Raw genomic sequence first — 22,889 nt, 5'->3', positions numbered from 1 at the left:
GACGGACCTCTGTTTGGTTAACTTGCTTTGATGGACGAGACCCGTGCTTTTTTCTTTTGGGTCAGTTTGTCGACGATGGATGTGATGGCTCCGTCGCCTGTTACGTTGCAGGCAGTTCCGAAGCTGTCCTGTGCAAGGTAAAGGGCAATCATGAGAGACGTCATAGTCGGTCCGAATCCAAGCATGGTTTCAAGTAATCCAAGGGCTGCCATAACGGCTCCGCCGGGAACACCAGGTGCTGCAATCATCGTGATGCCGAGCATCAAAATGAATGGGAACAGCTGAGTGAATTGCAGAGCTTCACCCTGGATGAACATGACGGCCATGGCGCAGCTGACGAGTGTGATGGTGCTTCCTGATAAATGAATGGTGGCAAGGAGCGGTACAGAGAAGTCTGCAATCCGTTCTCTTGAACCGATTTTTTTGGAACGTTCAAGGGTGACGGGAATCGTTGACGCCGATGATTGTGTTCCGAGTGCCGTGAAATAAGCAGGGAGCATCCCTTTCATCATGGAAAGCGGGTTCTGCTTTCTCAATGTACCGGCGGCTGTATATTGAACAACTAAAAAGACAAGGTGTAAAAGGATAATCATGACAAAAACTTTTGCAAATACAGACATGATGGCACTCACTTGTCCACCTTGTGTCATATTGGCAAAGATCCCAAGGATATGAATCGGTAAAAGTGGAATGATGATCTTTTCAATGACAAGTTCCACGATGTTCCTGAATTCATCCATCCCTTTTTGAAGGGTATCCCCTTTAATGGCGGCCATTCCCAGTCCAATGGTGAACGCGATGAGGAGTGCCGACATCACGCCCATGATCGGAGGCATGTCCACTGTGAAGAACCCTTTGAGAAGAGCTTCTTCTGGATTTTCAAATGATTGGGACGTTTGATTGGCTAGTAAAGTTGGGTAAATAGACTTCGCAACCGTAAAGGCGAGTAAACCGGCTAACACGGTGGAACCATACGCAAGGGCAGTGGTCAATCCGAGAAGTTTCCCTGCACCTTTACCCATGGAGCCAATCCCCGGAGCGATAAAGCCGATGATGATCAATGGAATTGCAAATCCGAGGAAATTACCGAATAGTCCATTGAATGTAGCGAAGATTTTTACAAACCATTCTGGTGCATATGCTCCAATGACAATACCTAATGCGATACCTAAAAGGATCTTAGGTAGTAAACCGAGCTTTCTCATCTGGGTGTCCTCCTTGAAAGTACAAATGTTTTTAATACGAGGATTATACACCTAATAGAGTGATAATTTAATAGCTTTTTAAATAGGCGAAATCTTAAGTGTATTCAGAATAATAATTGAAAGAACTGTCGCCGGACTGGTTTTCGTTTGCATACATATATAATGGGCCGTGATCTGAATGTCATTTGAATCAAGACAAATGGGGTAATTTTTATTTTCCAAAGGAATCATTCTTTCCCTTTCCGATGAAAGTGATAAAATAGAAACATCTATTGTGAATATTGGAGGTAACGAAATACATGAAAACGAAGTTGTGCTTACTGTACGGTGGTAAATCCGCTGAACATAATGTTTCCCTGCAAACAGCCAAGGCCGTGATCGGTGCCCTGGACTTAAATAAATATGAAATCCACCCAATTTTTATTTCGACGGAAGGTAATTGGATAAAAGGACCACAATTGAATGCTCCCGTTGAAGATGTGAAAGCATTACAGTTCAAGCACGGAGAAGAGATTGCTCCCAATGCCTTGAGTACGTCCATCGCTCCTTCTGAATCGGAAGGCTATGACATGATCTTCCCATTGCTTCACGGACCGAATGGTGAAGATGGAACGGTTCAAGGCATGCTTGAGCTGTTGAATCTTCCATACGTAGGAAACGGTGTCCTTGCTTCATCTGCCGGAATGGATAAAGTCATCATGAAGAATCTATTTGCTCAGGCTGGCATTCCTCAAGTCAACTACACGTGGTTCATCCGCAGCACGTGGAAGGGGAACCCTGACGCTGCTTATAAGCAAGTGGAAGATGAGATTGGGTATCCTTGTTTCGTAAAGCCGGCAAACCTGGGTTCGTCTGTTGGGATCAGCAAGTGCACGTCCCGTGAAGAACTGGAGACGGCTTTTGAAGAAGCGTTCCAATTCGACCGTAAGATCATCATTGAAGAAGGCGTGAAGGCCCGGGAAATCGAGCTTGGCGTACTTGGCAACGATCAGCCCGAATGCTCCGTGGCAGGAGAGATCGTACCTAAGAAAGATTTCTATGATTACAAAGCCAAATATGAAGATGGGGATACAGCCCTCATCATCCCTGCAGAAGTAGAAGGAAGCATCTATAATGACATGAAGGAAATTGCGATTCAGTCATACAAAGCCCTGGATTGTTCAGGACTTGTGCGTGCAGACTTCTTCTTGACGGAAGACGGTCAGATTTACATGAACGAAGTGAACACGATGCCAGGTTTCACACCGTACAGCATGTTCCCGCTTCTCTGGAAACACACTGGAGTCGATTATCCTACCCTTATCGGGAAACTCGTGGAGCTTGGAATGGAACGCTATCAAGACAAACAAACGATTAAACATACGATGTAAACAACTTGGGACTGACCACATCCAGAGGCAGTCCCTGGTCTATTTTGATGAATAATGAGTAAAAGGAGAAAACGAATGTTCGAAAAGACGATTAGAGAGATATGTACCATGCTTGATGTGAAAAATGACCTTTCTGCATTTGATTCGGTAATTGTAAAAGGTGTTTCCATCGATACAAGAAAAATCGGGAGTGGCAACCTATTTGTTCCTTTTAAAGGAGAAAACGTCGACGGTCACCAGTTCGTCCGTCAGGCGATCGACAATGGAGCATCCGCTGCCTTATGGGATATCAATGTCCCTAATCCCCCGGAGGATATTCCGGTCATCGTGGTGGAAGATCCACTGCTTGCCCTTCAGTCTCTCTCAAACCAATACCGTCACGAGCTTGACTTAAAGGTAGTCGGGATTACTGGAAGCAATGGGAAAACAACGACCAAGGATATTGTCGCCAATCTATTATCTGTAAAGTACCGTGTGCATAAAACACAGGGGAATTATAATAACCATATCGGTCTTCCGTTAACGATCCTTTCACTGCCCCGGGACGCGGAAGTGGCTGTGCTTGAAATGGGGATGAGCGGATTTGGAGAGATCGAACTCCTATCTGAAATTTCTCAGCCGGATGCTGCCATCATCACGAATATCGGGGAATCCCATCTTCAGGATCTTGGCTCCCGTGAAGGCATCGCCAAGGCTAAGCTCGAAATTGTCAAAGGGCTTAAACCTGACGGGCTGTTTGCTTACTACGGAGACGAACCGCTTCTGCAGGAAGGCGTGAAGGGAATTGGCCTAAAGAATATGGAGACATTCGGAAGAAGTGAATCCAATAATATTTACCCGACAAAGATCGAAATGAACAATCAAGGAAGTTATTTTGAGACTTCTGTCGCTGAAGGTGAAACGTTCTTCCTACCTGTATTGGGGCAGCATAACATCCATAATGCCCTTGCCGGGATCCTGATCGCCCGTCATTTCGGACTCACCGTGGAAGAAATGAAAGAAGGCTTGCAATCATTGAAGCTGACCCAGATGAGGATGGAAATGGTGGAAGGGAAGAAAGGCGAAAGCATCATCAACGATGCCTATAATGCGAGCCCCACTTCCATGAAAGCGGCCATCGGACTGGTGTCAGAGCTCGAAGGATTCCGCACAAAAATCCTCGTCCTTGGTGATATGCTCGAACTTGGAGATCAAGAAGAAGAATTTCATCAAGAGATCGGACACTTGATCGATCAGGAAAAGATCCAGCAAGTGTTCACGTTTGGACGGCTTGGAACGTTCATCGCAAAAGGTGCCCTGGAGAATTTCCCTGAAGAGCGCGTGCACTCTTATATGGATAAAGAGAGTTTGGCTCAGGAACTGTCTTCCTTGATCAAAGGGGATGAATTGATCCTATTTAAGGCTTCCAGAGGAATGAAACTGGAAGAAATCATTGAAGGATTAAAGGGATAAGTTTAAACCTTCTTTGAAATGAGCAAAATGAGCTTAAGCTGGGAGAGTGGCTCGCTCCCTACCTTTTAATAAGTAAGAAGGGATAACATGATCGGTTGTTTATTAATCCATGGTTTCACAGGGAGTCCGTTTGAAGTAGAACCCCTGGCTGAATTCCTCCAAGATCGAACCGATTGGAAAATCGTCGTGCCGACTCTTCCTGGTCATGGGGAAACCCTCGAACTGAAAGGGATTAAGCATATAGAATGGATCGAACATGCTGAGTCCGAGCTGAAAGTCCTGTTGGACACATGTGACGAAGTGTACGTAATCGGATTTTCAATGGGCGGATTGATTGCCTCGTATCTTTCGGTCAAATACGATGTAGATAAGCTCGTCCTGTTAAGTGCGGCGGCCTACTATATCAATGCCAAGCAATTACTGAAAGATATTGGAAATTTAATTAAAGAAGGAATACAGGGAAATATACTGGAAAACGAGCTGTACAAACGGTACAAATTCAAAGTGACCCAAACCCCGATCCTGTCCACATACGAATTCAGGAAAGTCGTCCGTATTGCTCGTCCGCTCCTTCGGGAGGTAAGCATCCCAACCTTTATCGCCCAAGGAAAGAATGATGGAATAGTCCCCCCTAAAGCTGCGAAATATATATATGAGACTATTTCCTCAAAGAAGAAAAACCTATTTTATTCCCCTGAAGCCAAACACTTGATATGTCACAGCCAAGATAAGCATGAACTTTTTGATAAGATCTACCAATTCCTTCAAATTGAATAGATTGACTATTTGACATTAGATTGAAATTCGTTTCTAGAAGTGGTAACATAACTACAACATAGTTCTTAATTTGTTGGACGTGCTAGCTCTTCTATTTTGAAGAGTGTATTTTTTTGTACCAAACATAAAACTAAACATCTCATATAGACGGTTTTAGATTAGATACCGAAGTCTTTCGGTGGGTAAGATTTCGTTCCGACCTAAAAATATAATCAGATATTGATTAGTTATAAAAGATGTAAATTAAAGGAGAATGTAACATTGACTAAGTTTGCAGATTTAAACTTAAGCGCATCTACGTTGAAATCAATCAAACGTATGGGCTTTGAAGAAGCAACACCAATTCAGGCAAGTACAATTCCAGTCGGTTTAGAAGGTAAGGATATCATCGGTCAGGCACAAACGGGAACAGGGAAAACGACAGCATTCGGTATTCCGATGATCGAGAAAATCGATGTCAAGAACCCTAAAGTCCAGGCCCTTATCATTGCACCAACACGTGAACTTGCGATCCAGGTTTCTGAAGAATTATACCGTATCGGGGCTGACAAGCGTGCCCGCGTCCTATCTGTATATGGAGGTCAGGACATCCAGCGTCAAATCCGTGCGATGAAAAAGAACCCTCATATCATCGTCGGTACACCAGGTCGCCTTCTTGACCATATCAAACGTAAAACACTCAACCTTGAAAACGTTGAAACATTAGTGCTTGACGAAGCAGACGAAATGCTGAACATGGGCTTCATCGAAGACATCGAAAGCATCCTTGAAACTGTACCAAGCACAAGACAAACACTTCTATTCTCTGCCACTATGCCGGATCCGATCCGCCGCATTGCGAACCGTTTCATGTCAGAGCCGGAAGTAATTAAAGTAAAATCAAAAGAAGTAACGGTTTCAAACATCGAACAATACTTCACAAAAGTCAGCGAAAAAGAAAAATTCGATACACTTTCCCGTTTAATCGACGTACAATCACCGGAACTTGCGATTGTATTCGGTCGTACAAAGCGAAGAGTAGACGAATTAGCGCGTGCTCTTAGCATCCGCGGCTACCTTGCAGAAGGTATTCACGGAGATCTTTCTCAAGCCCGTCGTATGACGGTCCTTAAGAAGTTCAAAGAAGGACGCATCGATATCCTGATCGCAACAGACGTTGCTGCCCGTGGATTAGATATCTCAGGCGTAACGCATGTTTACAACTTTGACATTCCTCAAGATCCTGAAAGCTACGTTCACCGTATCGGACGTACAGGTCGTGCAGGTAAGAAGGGTATGTCCATCACTTTTGTTACACCAAGAGAAATGGGTTACCTGAAAATTGTTGAACAAACAACGAAGAAGAAAATGACGGCCCTTAAGCCACCTAGCTTAAACGAAGCTCTTGAAGGTCAACAACGCCTGGCTTTAGAGAAGCTGGTTGAAGCTGCGAAGGAAAGCGATCTTAAAGATTACTATCCATTAGCAGAAGAATTCCTAGGCGATCACGATCCTGTTCAAGCAGTAGCGGCAGCGATCCGTGTATTGACGAAAGAGCCTGATACGACTCCTGTAGAAATTACGGAAGAACGTCCACTACCATCAAGAGGTGGAAATCGTGGCGGCGGTAACCGTGGTGGATACAAAGGTGGAGCACGCAGCGGAAGTCGCGGTGGATCTTCACGCAGCGGCGGTGGAAATCGCGGAGGCGGAACCCGTGGCGGAGACCGCAACCGTTCTGGCGGCGGCAGACCACAATCTTCAAGCAAACGTAAATCTTATAACAATTCTTGATTAGATCAATAGGACACGATGACCTTTAGGGGTTGTCGTGTTTTTTGTTGTGGTTGGTTTGGGAAGAGGATGAGATGCCGGACGAAGAATGCGTGATTCCAATTTATGTAAAAACACGCAATTACAACTAAAATGACGTAAAGAATCCCTTCAATATGAAACCCGCGGAGAAACGAAATCCGTCACTTATTCAAAACCCGCAAGATAATTCCCCGCCTAAAGCACATACTAACCCCAAAAAGGAGTCCAACATCCATGACACTCGTAAAACTCGGCTATGTTGCCATGAGCATGAACCTTCAAAATGCATCCCCCTCCCAAACGATGACCTATAAGCAATTCGCAGGCATAAAGGATCGAGAGGCAGCGATTCATAAATTAGAACGGATCGCCCGGTCGAATTTACAAAACTGCCTCAGGCTTTTAAAGCATAATGTCCTGAATGAAATCCACTTCTTCAGGTTCAGTTCGAAACTGATCCCTCTTGCGAATCATCCTGAATTGAAGGGATGGGATTTTATCTCTCCGTTACAGGAGGAACTCCGGGAGATTGAAGAATACTTGAAGCTTCATCCCATGAGGGTGGGCTTTCATCCTGATCACTTTGTTCTGCTGAATTCCAGTGATGTGGAGGTGTTGAAAAATACGCTGAAGACGTTGAAGATGCACGAAGCTTTGTTAAAGGGGATGGGAATCGATCCGACCCACCGCTGTGTCCTTCATGTGGGTGGAGCGTATGAGGATAAGGAAAAGGCGCTTGAGCAATTTATTCATAATTGGGGGCTGACCCCGGTCTCTCTTCAGCGGATGATCATCCTTGAGAACGATGATACGGTCTTCAGCGCTTCGGATGCCCTTTATTTGTGTGAGAAACTCGGCATTCCGCTTGTGTTTGATTATCATCACCATCTGGCCTATAACGAAAGAGACTGGCTGCTGGATTGGGATAGAGTGGTTGGGACGTGGAGTCAGTCGCCTTTGCCGCTGAAGATGCATATATCCAGCCCCCGGTCCCGGGAAGAGTACAAGGCCCATGCGGATTTCATCGATCCCGGGATGTTCCTTGACTTTTTACACGGAATGAAAGGTTCAGTCGAGGAAATCGATTGTATGATCGAAGCTAAGAAAAAGGATGACGCACTGTTCAGACTGGTGGAAGATCTGCAAGGAAAGAAAGGAATTGAATGGGTCGATAAAAGTTCCTTTATAGTGAAGTAGATGTTATGAAATTTAATTCTCCCCACAATCTGAAACCATCTCTGTTCGGAAACGTATATTTACTGTAAGATTTAGTAAAAGAGAGAGGGGGATTTGAATGATTGGGGAACCGCAAAAGAGAATATCGCCAATGGCTTTGAAAGTATGGAAGATATATGGAGTGCTGGAATCGTTGATCGTGGCTGCCTTGGCAGTCGGAGCCATTGTGTTGACGTATATATTTGATTGGTCCCATTGGGTGACCGTAATAGCTGTAGGGGTAGTGATCCTTTTTACATATTTGTTCGTGTTTTTACTTCCGACCATCAAATGGAAAAGGTGGCGGTATGAAGTGAGGGAACAGGAGATTGAACTGCAGAGGGGAATCCTGATTGTGAAACGTACGCTGGTTCCGATGGTGAGAGTTCAGCATGTTGATACAGTGCAGGGGCCGATTTTAAAAAGATACGGGCTGTCGACGATTACCATCTCCACTGCAGCAAACGTCCACGAAATCCCTGCTTTGGACATGGAAGAAGCGGATGAACTGAGGAATTCGATATCGCAGCTGGCGAGGGTGGCGGAAGATGATGTCTGAACATAAAAGGCTTCACCCCATATCCGCTGTGGCGAGTTTTATTAAACAACTGAAAGATTTGATTGTTCCGTTTGTATTTTTGTTTGTCATAAACAATCGGGGGGAAAAGAATGGATTTTGGGATTATATGCCGCTTCTATCCATGGCTCTTGTCCTTGTCATCGTTCTTGTTTTCGGAATCATTAAGTGGCTTCGTTTTACCTACCGGCTTGAAAGTGGTGAACTGAGGATCGAGTACGGGCTATTTGTGAAAAAGAAGCGGTATATCCCGATTGAACGGATCCAGAGTCTGAACTTCTCGGAAGGCATTTTGCACCGGCCTTTTGGGCTTGTAAAGGTGAAGGTCGAAACAGCGGGATCTTCAAGTTCCAGGGAGTCGGAAGCGGAACTGACCGCGATTTCTAAGGAGGAAGCACTGGATTTAGAGCAGATGATTTATCGGGAGAAGAAGGGTGAGAGCGTGACGGAGGATTCTTCTCTGGAGCAGGCTGCCATTCAGGAAGATGAACCTTTTTTCACCCTAGGTCAAAAAGACATCTGGGTTCTTGCGGCAACCTCGGGAGGAGTAGGGGTCATTATTTCAGGGGTTGCCTTATTTTTATCGCAGTTCAATGAACTCATTCCCTACAAGGCTGTATATGAAGAAGTGGCCGTGTTTATAAAAAGTGGCGTGTTCATCGTCGCATTGACGGCATTTTTAGGGCTGGTTCTTGCCTGGTTCCTATCGATCGTCTGGACATTTATCATTTATGGTGATTTTAAGATCAGAATTGTGGATGAACATATTGTCATGACAAGAGGGCTGCTTGAAAAGAAGCAGGTGACGGTCCCATTAAACCGGGTTCAAGGGATCCGGATAGTGGAAAACCCGATCAGGCAGCTGATTGGGTATTGTACCGTGCATATTGAAAATGCCGGTGGATCTGTTTTAGAGAAAGACAGTACGAGTATTAAGTTATTCCCGATTATTAAGAAGGAACAAGTACCGGAGTTGTTAAATGGCTTGTTTCCTGAATATATCATCCAAGATGATTTTACAGGGCTGCCGGTAAGTGCCATGAGGAGATATGTATTCAGGCAATCGGTCTGGGTAGTGATCCCTGTCGCTGCCGCCTGCTACTTCTTCTGGCCGTATGGTCTTTGGGCAGCGCTCTTGATTCTGCCTTTTGGAGTGCTCGGGTACTATCAATACCGCGCAGGTGGATTCAGAATCGATGGGGGGCAGTTATCTTTACGATATAGAGGGATATTGAAGAATACGATGTATATGAAGAAAAATCGGATTCAGTCCCTTGATACGAAAGAGAGCTGGTTTCAGGAAAGGAAAGGATTGGGGAGTCTCACGACTACGGTGAAATCAGGGGCAGCCGGTTATGCGGGTCAGGTGAGGGACCTTAAGAAAGAAGATCTGAAAAGGATCGTCTCCTGGTTTTCCCATAGTATATAAACAAAAAAGCGGCCTGTTCATTCCGGCCGCTTCTTGCTTATTCTTACTTCCTCCCAGAAATCCATCCGATGACGAAGCCTGCGATCAACCCGAAGATATGGGCGGTAATGTTAATGCCTGATTGCATGAAGGTCATTACGACCCCGATGATCACGATGGGAAGGATGATCTGCCGGCTTTCCCTGGTGATGAAATGATTTTTCAGGACGATCATGGCAATATAAAAGCCGAATAACCCGAAGATGGCCCCTGAAGCACCGACGTGGCTATAAGTAAGAGGCTTGATTAGATAAGTGATGATATTGGCAAACACACCGCTTGCCAGGTAAAGGGCAAGGAACTTTGCCTTTCCAAGGTGTTTCTCAAGAGGTGGTCCGAATAGGACGAGAGAAAAAGAGTTGAATAATAGATGGGCAAAACCCATATGGACGAAGATCGGAGTGATCAGTCTCCACCATTCCCCTTCTTTTATGAATACATTCACACCAGCGAGTTGTTCGTACACCCACAATTGAGGGAAGATGGGAAGGGCACTGACCGCAAATAGGGCGATATGAATCAGGACGATCAAGGAAATAATAGGGTAGTATCGTAGAAATTGAGAAAAACTTTCCGTTCTAACAAACATAGTGTATCCTCCTAAATGGGCTTGGTACGCAAAAAATAACCGTTAGTACTATAGTATAAGAAAAAGATGAAAATCACGAGTGGAGTTCATTATTAAAATATGCTGGACAGGACAAGAGTAGAAGGGGAGACGCATATGATTAAAGGAATAGGGCTGGATATTGTGGAGATCGGGCGCATACGGGAATTACTGGAACGGCAGCCGAAGTTCGTGAAGAGGATCCTGACGGACAGGGAAGAGGATGCGTTCTTTTCGTTGAGTGAAGGGCGCAGGATTGAATATGTGGCCGGTCGTTTTGCAGCGAAAGAGGCGTACGCAAAAGCGAATGGAACCGGGATCGGGACGATGCTTTCGTTTCAGGATATTGAAATCAGTAAGGATGGGAACGGCAAGCCTTATTTTTCGAAGCCCGAGAAAACGCATGCCCATCTATCCATCACGCACAGCAGGGAGTTTGCGGCGGCCCAGGTGGTCATAGAAGAGTAATTAAATTTAAAGCTTGTCATCTTCACTAGCATAATCCCTCAGGTTGTCTCATATATTCAGTAGTGCAATAGGAGAGACAAGGCCAGTTGTTTAACAATCGCGGTTCGTTGGCGAATGGAACCGGGCATTCTTTCAAGAATCGTCCATTCTTTGACAGGTGGCCTTCCCCTCTCTCAATTACGTTTATCCTGGGACAAAAGGGGTTGAAAAAATGAAGAAAAAGCTAGTGATACTAGTGATGGCCATGTTGGCGGTGCTTGCACTCGCTGCCTGTGGAGAGAAATCGAAAGACGATGTAACCAAGGACCTTAAGGCAAAAGTAGAAGATATGAAGGGGTACAAAGCAGATGCGAAAATGACCCTGCAGGTGGGAGAAGAACCCCAAACCTATGATGTGGAAGTATGGCATAATGACCCTAATTATTATCGTGTAGCCCTTAAGAATGCTACGAAAGATCAAAGCCAAATGATCCTGCGTAATGATGAGGGAGTGTTCGTCCTGACACCGGCTCTGAATAAAAGCTTCCGATTCCAAAGCAACTGGCCTGAAAACAGCAGTCAGGCATACTTGTATGAATCACTTGTCAAGGATGTATTAGAAGACAAAGATGCGACCTTCAAAGAAACGAAGAGTCACTATGTCTTCACAACGAAAACACGTTACCAGAACAGTCAGATGCTCCCTACACAGGAGATTGCTTTCAACAAAAAAGACCTGACGCCGGCATCTGTTAATGTGATGGATTCAGATCAAAACCCGCTTGTAAAAGTGGAATTTTCTAAGATGGACATGAAAGCTGCGTTTGACAAAAAAGATTTCGATATGAAGAAAAATATGACCGGCGCCCAGCTTGAGGTTCCAGTGACAGCGGCAGTAGAAGATACGGAATTCACCGTTCTTTACCCGATGTCTGAAATCACCGGTACTGAATTAATAGAAGAAAAAGAAGTGGCGACGGATACAGGAAAGCGCGTCATTTTAACCTATGATGGTGAAAAATCCTTTACGATCGTTCAAGAGAAGACGACTGTCGTCCCTACGATGACCGTTTCTACATCCCTTAAGGGGGAATTGGTGGACCTTGGCTTCACCGTAGCGGCCATGACGGATCAATCCATCCGATGGACGAATAATGGTGTGGATTATATGCTCGCATCAAATGACCTCACCCCTTCGGAAATGGTGATGGTGGCACAATCCGTGCAAGGTTCAATGGTGAAATGATGTATATGATCGGGGCGGGCCTATCGGGTCCGCCTCTTTTCAATCAATGAATAGAGAGTAAAGTCCCTACTCCAACCATAACCCCTCCAATACTCCCCATCAAACCCCAAGTTCAACTTTCATTCTGCTGAAAAACCCAACATCTATTCACCACAATAAATGATAATATGAATAATCCATGGTATTCTTGAATAGAATGACAATGTTTTGTGTAACGATATGAGGAAGTGAACAGAGTGGAAACCCAGACGCAATTTTTTCGAGATACATGGGCTGAAATCAATTTGGATCATTTATATGAAAATGTAAAAAATATTAAAGGTCATATCCCGGATGACGTGAATGTATTTGCCGTTGTAAAGGCGAATGCTTATGGGCACGGGGATGTTCAAACCGCTCTCACTGCACTCGCTGCAGGGGCGCATGGATTGGCGGTGGCCTTCCTGGATGAAGCGATTTCGTTGAGAAGGGGAGGCATCACCGCTCCGATCCTTGTTTTGGGGGCTACGAGGCCCAAAGATGTGAAAATTGCTTCACAGTTGGACATTTCCTTAACGGTTTTCCACAAGGAATGGCTCGTGGAAGCTGAAAGACAGCTGTCCAAAGAAGATCATCTAAGCCTTCACATAAAGTGTGATACAGGGATGGGGAGGATAGGCGTTCGGACCTCGGAAGAATTAAAGGGGATCGAGGGATATATTCATTCTCACCCACAGTTCGAGCTTCAGGGGATCTTTACCCATTTTGCTACGGCGGATGAACTGAATGATGACTATCTTGACGAACAGTTGAGGCGCTTCGAGTATATGCTCCAACAACTCGAATCGCTTCCTGCCTATATCCATTCTTCCAATAGTGCTGCTACTTTAAGGAAAACGAATACCCTTTTTAATGCTGTAAGAGTGGGAATTGCCATGTATGGTCTTACCCCATCGATCGAGATGAAACCTGAACTGCCTTTTCCATTGAAGGAAGTCTTTTCACTTCATTCCCGACTCATTCATGCAAAAGAACTTGCAGCTGGAGAGAAGGTTAGTTACGGAGCTACGTATGAAGCTTCCGAATCGGAATGGATCGGGACGATTCCGATTGGATATGCAGATGGGTGGCTGCGGAAATTACAGGGTCAGGACGTTTTAGTGGATGGGGAAAGAGTTCCAATTGTTGGAAGGATCTGTATGGATCAATGTATGATCCGGCTGCCTGAATCCCGGCCGATCGGTACCCGCGTCACGTTGATCGGCAAGCAGGATCAAGCTGCCATAACGATGGATGAAATCGCCGGGAAGCTTGATACCATCAACTATGAGATCCCTTGCATCATCTCGACAAGAGTACCGCGCATTTATATAAGAAACGGAGAAGCGACGGAAGTGTCGAATAAGCTCTTACCGACAGGGGTGCACAGTCAACAGGAAAATAACGCCCCGTTTAATGAATAATTAGTATTTTAACTGGTGGATAATAGAAGAGATTGATAAATTAACTTTTCATTCCCTGTATTTGATGGTATGATAAGTATGTTAATGAACAGAAACGGTATGTAGTGATTGGTGGAGGTGTAGTTTGTGTCTGAATCCAGCGCAACAACAGAAATCTTAATTCGTCTACCGCAACAGCTCGTTACAGAATTGGACGGCTTTGCAGATCAAGAAAATGTGAATCGCAATGAGTTTATTTATCGTGCAACCAAAATGTATTTACGAGAGCGTAAGAAGAGACAATTACGTGAATCTATGAGACGCGGCTATATGGAAATGGCGAAGATTAATCTCGCAATCGCTTCAGAAGCGATTCAAGCAGAATATGAGGCAGAACATACAGTCGAACGCTTAGTAAGCGGAGGTTAATCCTTTGATTGTAAAGCGTGGTGACGTATATTTTGCAGACCTTTCTCCTGTTGTAGGTTCAGAACAAGGCGGAGTTCGGCCGGTACTTGTTATTCAAAACGATATAGGGAACAGGTTTAGTCCCACAATTATTGTAGCTGCCATTACCGCACAAATTCAAAAAGCAAAACTGCCTACTCATGTTGAAATTGATGCAAAACGTTATGGCTTTGAACGTGATTCCGTTATCTTGCTTGAACAGATTCGAACGATCGATAAACAACGTCTTACCGATAAGATTACACACTTGGATGACGAGATGATGGAGAAAGTGGACGACGCCCTGCAAATCAGTGTGGGTCTGATCCAGTTTTAACTCATATCCGTCCTTCGTGTGAAATCCATTATCACGTATATAATAGAGACAGTTTAACTGCAAACCTGAAGGCTTGCTGATCAACAAATGCTTGATCATTGAGCCTTTTTGTTTTGCTTTTTTTAATTTTATGCCCAATGAAGCCTGGTTCTGCCTTTGCAGAAGAATCTGGATATGGAAATATAGATAATTTTATGACAAAACAAGGTAAACAATTTATAATGGGAAAGAAAACAACAAAAATACCCGAAAAGGCATAGGCTTTTTCTTTTCCATATTTATTTGTTACTATTAATGTAATTAAGTCATTTTCGTTCTTTGTTGTAAACTACTTTAAGATTGGGTTACATCAATCGGCCTGAATACTGGGGTTAAATTTCATATGATAGAATGGAGAGAACAAAATGTTTAGTGAAGTCACGGCTTATATTCAAGACAATAAATCAGAAATCACTAGTACTTGGATGGATCGCATGAGAAATGAAGCGGATGAGAAGTTTCTACAAGTCGTTTCAGATCAGGTGTTCACCAAGACAAGCCATGAGTTTGTTGAAATGATTGCCGCTAATTTGAGAGATTCGAAAGAATTCAACAGCCGCCTTGAAGATTTCGCTGAAAAGGTTGTTAGATTAGGTTGGCCATTGACATTTGTCACAACCGCTTTAGGGACATTCGGTAAAGTGGTATATGAAGGAATGATGGAGGATCGGCTGATCACAGAAGAAAACCATGCATCCCAGATTGAAAAGTTTGATCAGTGGCTGACACCGATGTATAACAGGGTAGTAAAAGCTTATACAGAATCATGGGAAAGAACGGTTTCTCTTCAAAAGATAGCATTACAGGAATTATCAGCGCCCCTTATACCGGTATTCGAAAAGATTTCCATTATGCCACTTGTCGGCACCATTGATACGGAACGAGCCCGTTTGATTATGGAAAACCTGTTAAATGGTGTGGTAAAGCATAGGGCAGAAGTCGTTCTGATTGATATTACCGGTGTTCCGGTGGTGGATACGATGGTCGCCCATCATATCATCCAGGCTGCTGAAGCCGTGCGTTTAGTCGGGGCGAAGTGTATGCTGGTGGGAATCAGACCGGAGATTGCCCAGACGATCGTTAATTTGGGAATTGATCTTAATCAGTTCAGCACAAACAGTACGTTAAGAAAAGGAATAGAAAAAGCTCTTGAAATGACAAATCGAAAAATAGTTTCGGCGGAGGGATTAGAGTGAGAATACCAATTTTAAAGCTGCATGATTGTTTGTTGATTTCCATTCAGTGGGAGCTGGATGATCAGACAGCCCTTCAATTTCAAGAGGATCTTCTCCAGAAGATTCACGAAACAAGTGCGCGGGGAGTAGTGATCGATATTACTTCCATTGATTTTATAGACTCGTTCATCGCTAAAGTACTTGGGGATGTAATCAATATGTCCAGGCTGATGGGAGCAAAAGTTGTCATCACGGGCATACAGCCTGCTGTAGCGATTACGTTGATCGAGCTTGGAATCAGATTAGAGGACGTCCTGACCGCTTTGGATCTGGAAAAAGGTCTGGAGAAATTACAATTGGAACTGGGGGACTAGGTATGGATAGCCAATCCTGCGTGAAGATCACGAATGAATGGGACATCGTTGCTGCCCGCCAGTTAGGGAGGAATGTAGCGAAAGAGCTCGGATTCGGCACAGTTGACCAGGCTCGTATCACTACGGCTATCAGCGAATTAGCAAGAAACATCTATTTATATGCCGGCTATGGTCAAATTTGCATTGAAAAATTATTCGACGCCGGAAAAAAGGGCGTTCGCATCATCGCCTTAGATGAAGGCCCTGGTATTGCCGATATCAGAAAAGTAATGGAAGACGGATATTCCACATCAGGCGGATTAGGAGCAGGTTTGCCTGGAGTTAAGCGTTTAATGGACGAATTTAACGTCGAATCTGTACCGGGTGAAGGGACAGATATAAGGGCGACCAAGTGGCTCCGCTAGGGGGAGTTATATGAATTTCAGAGAATTGATGGATTCAAAATATAGAGAGATTATTGAGCACTATTTAAACGATCAGGATGAGAAGGCTCTTTATTTGGGACAGAAATTCAGTCGCAAATCAATTGAGCATCACGTATCACCGGAAGAAATCATCAGTCTCCACAAGAATGTCATTCTGGAGATGGAACCAAACATACCGCATCAGGTGCTGCATTCTTTCGATATTCTTTTGGAAGTCATGATAGGGTATGGTTTTGCCTATCGTGAACATCAAAGCTTGAGAACGAAACAGCAGGAATTGAATAATGAAATAGATGTAGCCTCCAATATGCAGCAAACCCTTCTTGGTACAGTCATTCCGTCAGTCGAAGGATTGGATATCGGAGCGGTGAGTGTACCGGCAAAGAAGATGAACGGTGACTACTATCACTTTGTCCAGGATGAAAATGACAGCGTCAGTGTGGCCATCGCGGACGTGATCGGGAAGGGCATACCAGCGGCACTTTGTATGTCCATGATCAAATATGCGATGGACAGTTTACCAGAGTATCGCCATGAACCGAATGCTGTCTTGGAAAGCTTGAACAGGGTAGTCGAACAAAACGTGGACGCCAGTATGTTCATTACCATGTTCTACGGCGTGTATAATTCTGAGAAACATCTGTTTTCATACTCATCAGCTGGGCACGAACCCGGCTTTTTCTATAGAGCGTCAACCAATGAATATGAAGACCTTGATGCAAAAGGCCTTCTATTAGGTGTTGATAAAAAAGCGAAGTATAGACAATATGAAAGACGTGTGGAAGTGGGGGATATGATCATTCTCCTATCCGATGGAGTAACAGAATGCCGCACGGAAGAAGGTTTCATCGAGAGGGAGGATCTGGTTCAGTTGATCAGCCAGTATACACATCTTCCCACTCAGGAGATCATCAATAATGTGTATAAGCAACTTGAGAAGCTGCAGCACTTTGAGCTTAGGGACGATTTTACCTTGATCATCATAAAAAGAAATTCGTAATGTGGTTTATTTTTATCAGAAATAGGGTAAATGATTAGAGATGTATTATAATGTTGCCAAAAAGGTGGTCTTTTTATGAACTTATCAATAGATATGAAAGAAAAAGAAAACGAGCTGCTCGTTAAAGTAGCCGGTGAAATTGATGCATATACAGCTCCAAAGCTCAAAGAAACGCTTCAGCCATCTGCTGAATCTGATGATAAAGATATAACAGTCGATCTTTCAGAAGTATCATATATGGATAGTACGGGACTCGGCGTGTTCGTCGGTCTGTTTAAAACGGTTAAGGCCCGTGGTGGTCAGCTTAATTTAGTCGGATTATCCGACCGATTACAAAGGTTGTTTGATATTACGGGTTTAGGGGATATTATGAATATCAATTCCAAAGTAGAAGGTGGAGTGGAATGATGCAAGCTTTTGATTACATCGAGATGAAGATCCCCGCAAAGCCGGAATATGTCGGGGTCATTCGTTTGACGCTTTCGGGAATTGCTAGTCGTATGGGGTTTGACTATGATGCAATTGAGGATTTGAAGATTGCCACAAGTGAAGCGATCACTAATGCGGTCCAGCATGCGTACAAAGATAATGACGGAGAAGTCGTTGTCGGATTCGCGCTGTATGGGGATCGCCTTGAGGTGATGGTGGCTGATCACGGTGAAAGTTTTGATTTCAAAGAAATTCGCAGTGCTGTTGGTCCTTATCATGCCGATCATTCCGTTGAGTTCTTAAGAGAAGGTGGGTTAGGCCTTTACCTTATTGAGAGCCTTATGGATGATGTAAAAGTGCATCACAAGGAGGGAGTGACAGTCTTTATGACTAAATTCCTATCAGGGGAGCAGGTGGAGAGGGATGAAAAAACTATCTCAACCTAACCAGCAGGCTCAAAAAGAAAAAGTACTCAAATGGATTAAGGATTACCAGGAAACCCAGGACGATGACGCCCAAAGTCAGCTCATTTTACACTATCAAAACCTTGTTGAATCCATTGCGAGGAAATATTCAAAGGGCCGATCTTTCCATGAGGATATTATCCAGGTAGGGATGATTGGACTGCTTGGAGCGATCAGAAGATATGATGAATCGTTCGGAAGATCATTTGAAGCCTTCGCTATTCCAACCATTATCGGGGAGATCAAAAGATTTCTAAGGGATAAAACGTGGAGTGTACATGTCCCCCGGAGAATTAAGGAACTTGGCCCGAAAATTAAATCGACGGTTGAAGAGTTAACCAATAAATTAGAACGCTCTCCACAGGTTCATGAGATTGCTGAGTACCTCGAAGTAAGTGAAGAAGAGGTTCTGGAAGCGATGGAAATGGGTAGAAGTTATCAGGCTTTATCTGTGGATCACTCAATTGAGGCTGATTCAGAAGGAAGTACGGTAACAATACTGGATATCGTAGGAGATCAGGATGAAGGGTATGAGAAGGTGAACCAGAGACTCGTTCTGGAGAAAGTCCTTCATGTCCTCTCAGACAGGGAAAAAGCGATTATACAACACACTTATTTAGAAAACCTAAGCCAAAAAGAAGCTGGGGAAAAGCTCGGTATTTCACAAATGCATGTTTCCCGACTGCAAAGAAGAGCGATTAAGAAGCTTCGGGAAGCCATTCAAGAAGAGATGGACGATACGGAGAGTCATTATTAATGGCTTATCTTCAACAAAATGAAATAGAGCTTTATGCAGAACAAGTATCGAAAAATGGGAATCCCTTTTGTGGAGATAGTTATTTCTATACTTCCACAAACGATTACTTTATCTGTGTCCTGGCCGATGGTTTAGGTAGTGGTAAATTTGCCTATGAATCGTCACATGCTGTCGTGGAGATTGTAGAAAATAATCATCATGAAGATGTCGAGACCCTTATGAGTCTTTGCAATGACGTCCTTCAGAAGAAACGTGGAGCTGCCGTGGCGATTATTAAAGCGTATTACCATTCCAAAGAATTTGTGTATAGTTGTGTAGGTAACATTCGATTTTATATGTATGCACCTGAAGGAAAGATGACCTATCCCTTACCGGTCACAGGCTATCTATCCGGACGGCCCCAAACGTATAAAACCCAACGTTTTCATTATAATACCAATTCAAGATTCCTCATTCACTCAGATGGATTGAGTATATCCGGCGTGAAGAATATCCTTCAAAGGTATCCGACCCTTCATGGGGCGCTAGGAGACATCCAATCATTAGTAGACGGCACATCAGATGATACAACATATATCATTGGAAACTTACTCTAACGGGCTTAGGGTAAGTTTTTTTGTTTATAAGCTCAACTCAGGCGTCCCTCAAGGATCTGGCACCTGGATAAGAGATCCATCTATAACCTGCGTCACCGTTTTAATCCCTAAAGACAGATATGGTAAAATAAAAGAGAATCCTATCAATGGAGGTAATACTATTGGCAACAACATTAATGAAGCAAGAGCCATTACTTCAACAAGTATCTAAAGAATTGAACTTATCAATAAAGAATGTAAAAAACGTCATTTCTCTTCTGGAGGAAGGGAATACAGTTCCTTTTATCGCACGTTACCGAAAAGAGCAAACAGGTGCACTGGATGAAGTCCAGATTCGCAATATCATGGACAAGTGGAATTATCTGTTGAATCTTGAGCAGCGAAAAGAAGAAGTCATCCGTCTCATAGAAGAACAGGGGAAGTTAACGGAAGAATTGGCCGGGTCCATTCAAAAAGCCGATAAGCTGCAAATGGTGGAAGATCTATATCGTCCATATAAACAAAAGAGGCGTACCAAAGCAACCGTAGCAAAAGAAAAAGGCTTAGAGCCCCTGGCTGAATGGATTCTGACCTTCCCATTAAAAGGAGACCTTACAAGTGAAGCTTCAAACTATATCTCTGAAGAGAATGAAGTGACAACTGTGGAAGAAGCCCTGGGTGGAGCCAAGGACATCATTGCTGAATACATATCCGATGAAGCTTCTCACCGGGACTACATAAGAACATATACATTCCGTAAAGGGTTAATAGAATCAAAGGTAAAGAAAGAGGAGTTAGACGAAAAAAAAGTGTTTGAAATGTATTACTCCTATCAGGAACCCATTCACAAAGTTGTGCCCCATCGTGTCCTGGCAATGAATAGAGGGGAAAAGGAAGACATTTTAAAAGTGAACATCCAGCCCGATACAGAAGGCATCCAAACGTATTTGGAAAAGCAGGTCATTAAGAATATCCACTCCATTTCTGTGCCCCTAGTGAAGGAAGCAGTGGAGGATAGTTATAAAAGGCTCATCCAACCGTCAGTAGAAAGAGAAATCCGAAATGAATTAACTGACAAAGCGGAAGATCAAGCCATTCATATCTTCTCTGAGAACTTGCGTAAATTATTGCTCCAGCCGCCGATGAAAGGGAAGATGGTATTGGGCGTCGATCCTGCATTTCGGACCGGGTGTAAGCTTGCCGTCATTGATGAAACAGGGAAAACCCTCGATATCAACGTAATCTATCCGCATACATCTCAATCCCAACGAAACAAAGCAGAGGACGCTTTTAAATCGATTTTGACAACATATTCGATTGAGGTTGTGGCAATTGGAAATGGTACCGCGTCGAGAGAAACCGAACAATTTGTGGTGGATCTATTGAAAGAAGTAGGCGGGAATATCTCTTACTTAATAGTCAATGAAGCGGGGGCAAGCGTATATTCTGCATCAGATGTGGCGAGAGAAGAGTTCCCGGACCTTCAAGTGGAAGAAAGAAGTGCTGTCTCCATTGCCCGGAGATTACAGGATCCGTTAGCTGAATTAGTGAAGATCGACCCTAAATCAGTCGGGGTCGGGCAATATCAACATGATGTTTCCCAAAAGAAGTTGAACGAATCGTTAACGTTTGTAGTGGAAACGGCTGTAAACCAAGTGGGTGTAAATGTAAATACTGCATCTTCTTCCTTATTGCAATATGTAGCGGGGCTTTCTAAAACAGTGGCCAATAATATCGTGAAAAAGCGGGAGGAAGAAGGGAAATTTCAATCCAGGGCGCAATTGAAAAAAATCCCAAGGCTGGGTGCGAAAACATTCGAACAATGTATTGGCTTCCTGAGGATAATGGATGGGAAAGAGGTCCTTGATAGGACGTCTATTCACCCTGAGAATTATACCGATGTAAAGAAGCTCCTCTCAAAAGTGGGGATGGGTGTAAATGACGTCGGGTCAGATAAACTCAAACAGTCTCTGGAACAATTGAATATAGATGAAGTGTGTGAAGAGTTGGAAATTGGGAAACTGACATTAAAGGATATTATCGATTCCCTGATTCGACCAGGTCGAGATCCAAGGGATGAGTTTCCTAAACCTCTACTGAAGAAGGATGTTCTAAAACTGGAGGATCTATCTGAAGGAATGGAGTTACAAGGAACCGTTCGAAATGTAGTCGATTTTGGTGCCTTTATTGACATTGGTGTGAAACAAGATGGACTTGTCCATATCTCAAAGCTGAAAAATGGTTTCGTGAAGCATCCGTTAGATGTGGTTTCAGTCGGGGATGTTGTGACTGTTTGGGTCGATAGTGTAGATGTCCAAAAAGGCAGGGTTGCACTGACGATGGTCCATTAAGAAATGGATAGGAGCTGACTGAATGATAGGGAGCTATCTGGTGGTCAGCTCTTTTTTATATAAGATGGAATCACTTGATAGTAGAAAAACATCATTAAGAGCAGTTCTTCTTTCTGTAGAAATTCCAACATTGATTAAGAAGTTTGATCTGGTATCGATCTTTCTCAAGATAAGCTTTCCGCAATTGATTGACAAGCCAATTTGGCATGAGTAAACCTCCTTATCCCGTTGAAAGTGCCGGTAAAGAAAACGGTCTTTCTCCGATTAGTTTGTCAGTTTGAAACAATAAGGGTGATACCTAGTTTATGCTATAATAGGTTGTCATGTTCTAATTAAGAAAGAAGGATTTGTATGACGAATGCCGAGCTACAACAATTAGTAGAAAGAATCTCAATCCAATCATTCAACAAGCCGTTCCGCCATAAGGCGTTTTTTAATCCAAGATTACGGACCACTGGTGGAAGATACATGTTAGGCAGCCATGATATCGATATTAATCGAAGATATCTGGATGAGCATGGAATGGAAGAGTTGATTGGAATTATAAAGCATGAGCTATGTCATTATCACTTGCATATTGAAGGAAAGGGATATAAACATGGGGATCAGGACTTTAAAAGACTTCTCGCGCATGTCGGGGGACCAAGGCATTGTTCTTCGTTGCCAAGTGTGAACAGGAGAAGTCGGGTGTTACACTATGCCTGTTCTGAGTGCGGTCTGAACTTCGAAAGAAAAAGAAAAATCAATACAACGAAATATGTGTGTGGCCGCTGTAAAGGAAAACTTCGCCTTGTAAAGGAAGTTGTGATTGAAAAAGGGTAGTTATAAAAGGCGTTTTTCTTGTTGAAAAAGTGACTGAAAGTAGTTGACAAGAAATTGATGAGTCATTATAATCTAAAGAGTCGATAAGACGAGTTAAGCGTAAGAATACTTCACG

At 43.6% G+C, this 22,889-nt stretch carries 25 protein-coding genes; 22 read left to right on the top strand and 3 right to left on the bottom strand.

All coding sequences use genetic code 11. From position 1 onward, the window contains the following. Positions 1–17: 17 nt before the first annotated feature. Positions 18–1,205, bottom strand: coding sequence for a dicarboxylate/amino acid:cation symporter (locus BVI01S_RS17245; RefSeq protein ID WP_034763095.1), 1,188 nt, complete (start codon positions 1,203–1,205; stop codon positions 18–20). A 299-nt stretch (positions 1,206–1,504) separates the two neighbouring features. Here BVI01S_RS17245 and BVI01S_RS17240 point away from each other — a divergent pair, with 299 nt between their 5' ends. From BVI01S_RS17240 to BVI01S_RS17210, 7 genes are all read left to right on the top strand, one after another. Then, positions 1,505–2,575 (top strand): D-alanine--D-alanine ligase, encoded by a 1,071-nt coding sequence (locus BVI01S_RS17240; protein WP_061811066.1) that lies wholly within the window; start codon positions 1,505–1,507, stop codon positions 2,573–2,575. Between the two features lie 75 nt (positions 2,576–2,650). Then, on the top strand, positions 2,651–4,027 hold the full coding sequence (locus tag BVI01S_RS17235) for a UDP-N-acetylmuramoyl-tripeptide--D-alanyl-D-alanine ligase (RefSeq protein WP_061811065.1): 1,377 nt from the start codon (positions 2,651–2,653) through the stop codon (positions 4,025–4,027). A gap of 87 nt (positions 4,028–4,114) precedes the next feature. Beyond that, positions 4,115–4,804 (top strand): alpha/beta hydrolase, encoded by a 690-nt coding sequence (locus BVI01S_RS17230; protein ID WP_034763088.1) that lies wholly within the window; start codon positions 4,115–4,117, stop codon positions 4,802–4,804. 261 nt (positions 4,805–5,065) lie between these two features. Further along, positions 5,066–6,577 (top strand): degradosome RNA helicase CshA, encoded by a 1,512-nt coding sequence (gene cshA / locus BVI01S_RS17225; RefSeq protein ID WP_061811064.1) that lies wholly within the window; start codon positions 5,066–5,068, stop codon positions 6,575–6,577. Positions 6,578–6,832: 255 nt separating this feature from the next. After that, complete coding sequence (gene uvsE, locus BVI01S_RS17220; protein WP_061811063.1) at positions 6,833–7,795, top strand: UV DNA damage repair endonuclease UvsE; 963 nt, start codon at positions 6,833–6,835, stop codon at positions 7,793–7,795. Positions 7,796–7,892: 97 nt separating this feature from the next. After that, the gene (locus BVI01S_RS17215) at positions 7,893–8,372 is read left to right on the top strand and encodes a PH domain-containing protein (RefSeq protein ID WP_061811062.1); all 480 of its coding nucleotides are present in this window, start codon (positions 7,893–7,895) and stop codon (positions 8,370–8,372) included. Further along, entirely contained in the window at positions 8,362–9,819 is a 1,458-nt protein-coding gene (locus BVI01S_RS17210) for a PH domain-containing protein (protein WP_061811061.1), read from the top strand. Before BVI01S_RS17215 ends, BVI01S_RS17210 begins: the two co-directional genes overlap by 11 nt. 43 nt (positions 9,820–9,862) lie before the next feature. Here BVI01S_RS17210 and BVI01S_RS17205 read toward each other — a convergent pair whose 3' ends face one another. After that, positions 9,863–10,447 carry a rhomboid family intramembrane serine protease gene (locus tag BVI01S_RS17205; protein WP_034763076.1) on the bottom strand — a complete coding sequence of 195 codons (585 nt, stop codon included), beginning with the start codon at positions 10,445–10,447 and terminating at the stop codon, positions 9,863–9,865. Positions 10,448–10,582: 135 nt separating this feature from the next. On the opposite strand from BVI01S_RS17205, the gene acpS reads away from it, so the two are divergent. From acpS to BVI01S_RS17135, 14 genes are all read left to right on the top strand, one after another. Further along, a complete protein-coding gene (gene acpS / locus BVI01S_RS17200; protein WP_061811060.1) occupies positions 10,583–10,933 on the top strand; it encodes a holo-ACP synthase in 351 nt (116 codons plus the stop codon). Positions 10,934–11,144: 211 nt separating this feature from the next. Beyond that, positions 11,145–12,158, top strand: coding sequence for a LolA family protein (locus BVI01S_RS17195; protein ID WP_061811059.1), 1,014 nt, complete (start codon positions 11,145–11,147; stop codon positions 12,156–12,158). A gap of 236 nt (positions 12,159–12,394) precedes the next feature. Then, on the top strand, positions 12,395–13,600 hold the full coding sequence (gene alr, locus BVI01S_RS17190; protein ID WP_061811058.1) for an alanine racemase: 1,206 nt from the start codon (positions 12,395–12,397) through the stop codon (positions 13,598–13,600). A 126-nt stretch (positions 13,601–13,726) separates the two neighbouring features. Beyond that, entirely contained in the window at positions 13,727–14,008 is a 282-nt protein-coding gene (locus BVI01S_RS17185; RefSeq protein ID WP_032085355.1) for a CopG family ribbon-helix-helix protein, read from the top strand. Between the two features lie 4 nt (positions 14,009–14,012). After that, positions 14,013–14,363: a type II toxin-antitoxin system endoribonuclease NdoA gene (gene ndoA / locus BVI01S_RS17180; protein WP_034763063.1), complete on the top strand. Its 351-nt coding sequence runs from the start codon at positions 14,013–14,015 to the stop codon at positions 14,361–14,363. Positions 14,364–14,767: 404 nt separating this feature from the next. Next, positions 14,768–15,598 carry an RsbT co-antagonist protein RsbRA gene (gene rsbRA, locus BVI01S_RS17175; protein WP_061811057.1) on the top strand — a complete coding sequence of 277 codons (831 nt, stop codon included), beginning with the start codon at positions 14,768–14,770 and terminating at the stop codon, positions 15,596–15,598. Further along, positions 15,595–15,951 (top strand): STAS domain-containing protein, encoded by a 357-nt coding sequence (locus BVI01S_RS17170; protein ID WP_034763058.1) that lies wholly within the window; start codon positions 15,595–15,597, stop codon positions 15,949–15,951. The genes rsbRA and BVI01S_RS17170 overlap by 4 nt, the downstream gene beginning before the upstream one ends. 2 nt (positions 15,952–15,953) lie before the next feature. After that, a complete protein-coding gene (locus BVI01S_RS17165) occupies positions 15,954–16,355 on the top strand; it encodes an anti-sigma regulatory factor (RefSeq protein ID WP_034763056.1) in 402 nt (133 codons plus the stop codon). A gap of 10 nt (positions 16,356–16,365) precedes the next feature. After that, the gene (locus BVI01S_RS17160; protein WP_034763053.1) at positions 16,366–17,376 is read left to right on the top strand and encodes a PP2C family protein-serine/threonine phosphatase; all 1,011 of its coding nucleotides are present in this window, start codon (positions 16,366–16,368) and stop codon (positions 17,374–17,376) included. A 75-nt stretch (positions 17,377–17,451) separates the two neighbouring features. Then, positions 17,452–17,784 carry an anti-sigma factor antagonist gene (locus tag BVI01S_RS17155; RefSeq protein ID WP_034763050.1) on the top strand — a complete coding sequence of 111 codons (333 nt, stop codon included), beginning with the start codon at positions 17,452–17,454 and terminating at the stop codon, positions 17,782–17,784. Further along, positions 17,784–18,251, top strand: a complete 468-nt coding sequence (gene rsbW, locus BVI01S_RS17150; protein ID WP_034763252.1) for an anti-sigma B factor RsbW — start codon at positions 17,784–17,786, stop codon at positions 18,249–18,251. The genes BVI01S_RS17155 and rsbW overlap by 1 nt, the downstream gene beginning before the upstream one ends. Next, the gene (gene sigB, locus BVI01S_RS17145; protein WP_034763049.1) at positions 18,229–19,026 is read left to right on the top strand and encodes an RNA polymerase sigma factor SigB; all 798 of its coding nucleotides are present in this window, start codon (positions 18,229–18,231) and stop codon (positions 19,024–19,026) included. The genes rsbW and sigB overlap by 23 nt, the downstream gene beginning before the upstream one ends. Then, positions 19,026–19,622, top strand: a complete 597-nt coding sequence (locus BVI01S_RS17140; protein ID WP_034763047.1) for a PP2C family serine/threonine-protein phosphatase — start codon at positions 19,026–19,028, stop codon at positions 19,620–19,622. Before sigB ends, BVI01S_RS17140 begins: the two co-directional genes overlap by 1 nt. Positions 19,623–19,798: 176 nt before the next feature. After that, complete coding sequence (locus tag BVI01S_RS17135) at positions 19,799–21,952, top strand: Tex family protein (protein ID WP_079533050.1); 2,154 nt, start codon at positions 19,799–19,801, stop codon at positions 21,950–21,952. Positions 21,953–22,046: 94 nt separating this feature from the next. Here BVI01S_RS17135 and cmpA read toward each other — a convergent pair whose 3' ends face one another. Beyond that, a complete protein-coding gene (gene cmpA / locus BVI01S_RS22625) occupies positions 22,047–22,160 on the bottom strand; it encodes a cortex morphogenetic protein CmpA (protein WP_094075192.1) in 114 nt (37 codons plus the stop codon). Between the two features lie 143 nt (positions 22,161–22,303). Here cmpA and BVI01S_RS17125 point away from each other — a divergent pair, with 143 nt between their 5' ends. Beyond that, on the top strand, positions 22,304–22,774 hold the full coding sequence (locus BVI01S_RS17125; protein WP_034763041.1) for a SprT family protein: 471 nt from the start codon (positions 22,304–22,306) through the stop codon (positions 22,772–22,774). Positions 22,775–22,889: the final 115 nt, after the last annotated feature.

The sequence above is a fragment of the Rossellomorea vietnamensis NBRC 101237 genome, from assembly GCF_001591825.1.
Taxonomy (GTDB): Bacteria; Bacillota; Bacilli; order Bacillales; family Bacillaceae_B; genus Rossellomorea; species Rossellomorea vietnamensis.
The sequence above is the reverse complement of the archived record's forward strand: the minus strand, read 5'-3'. Positions and strand labels throughout refer to the sequence as shown.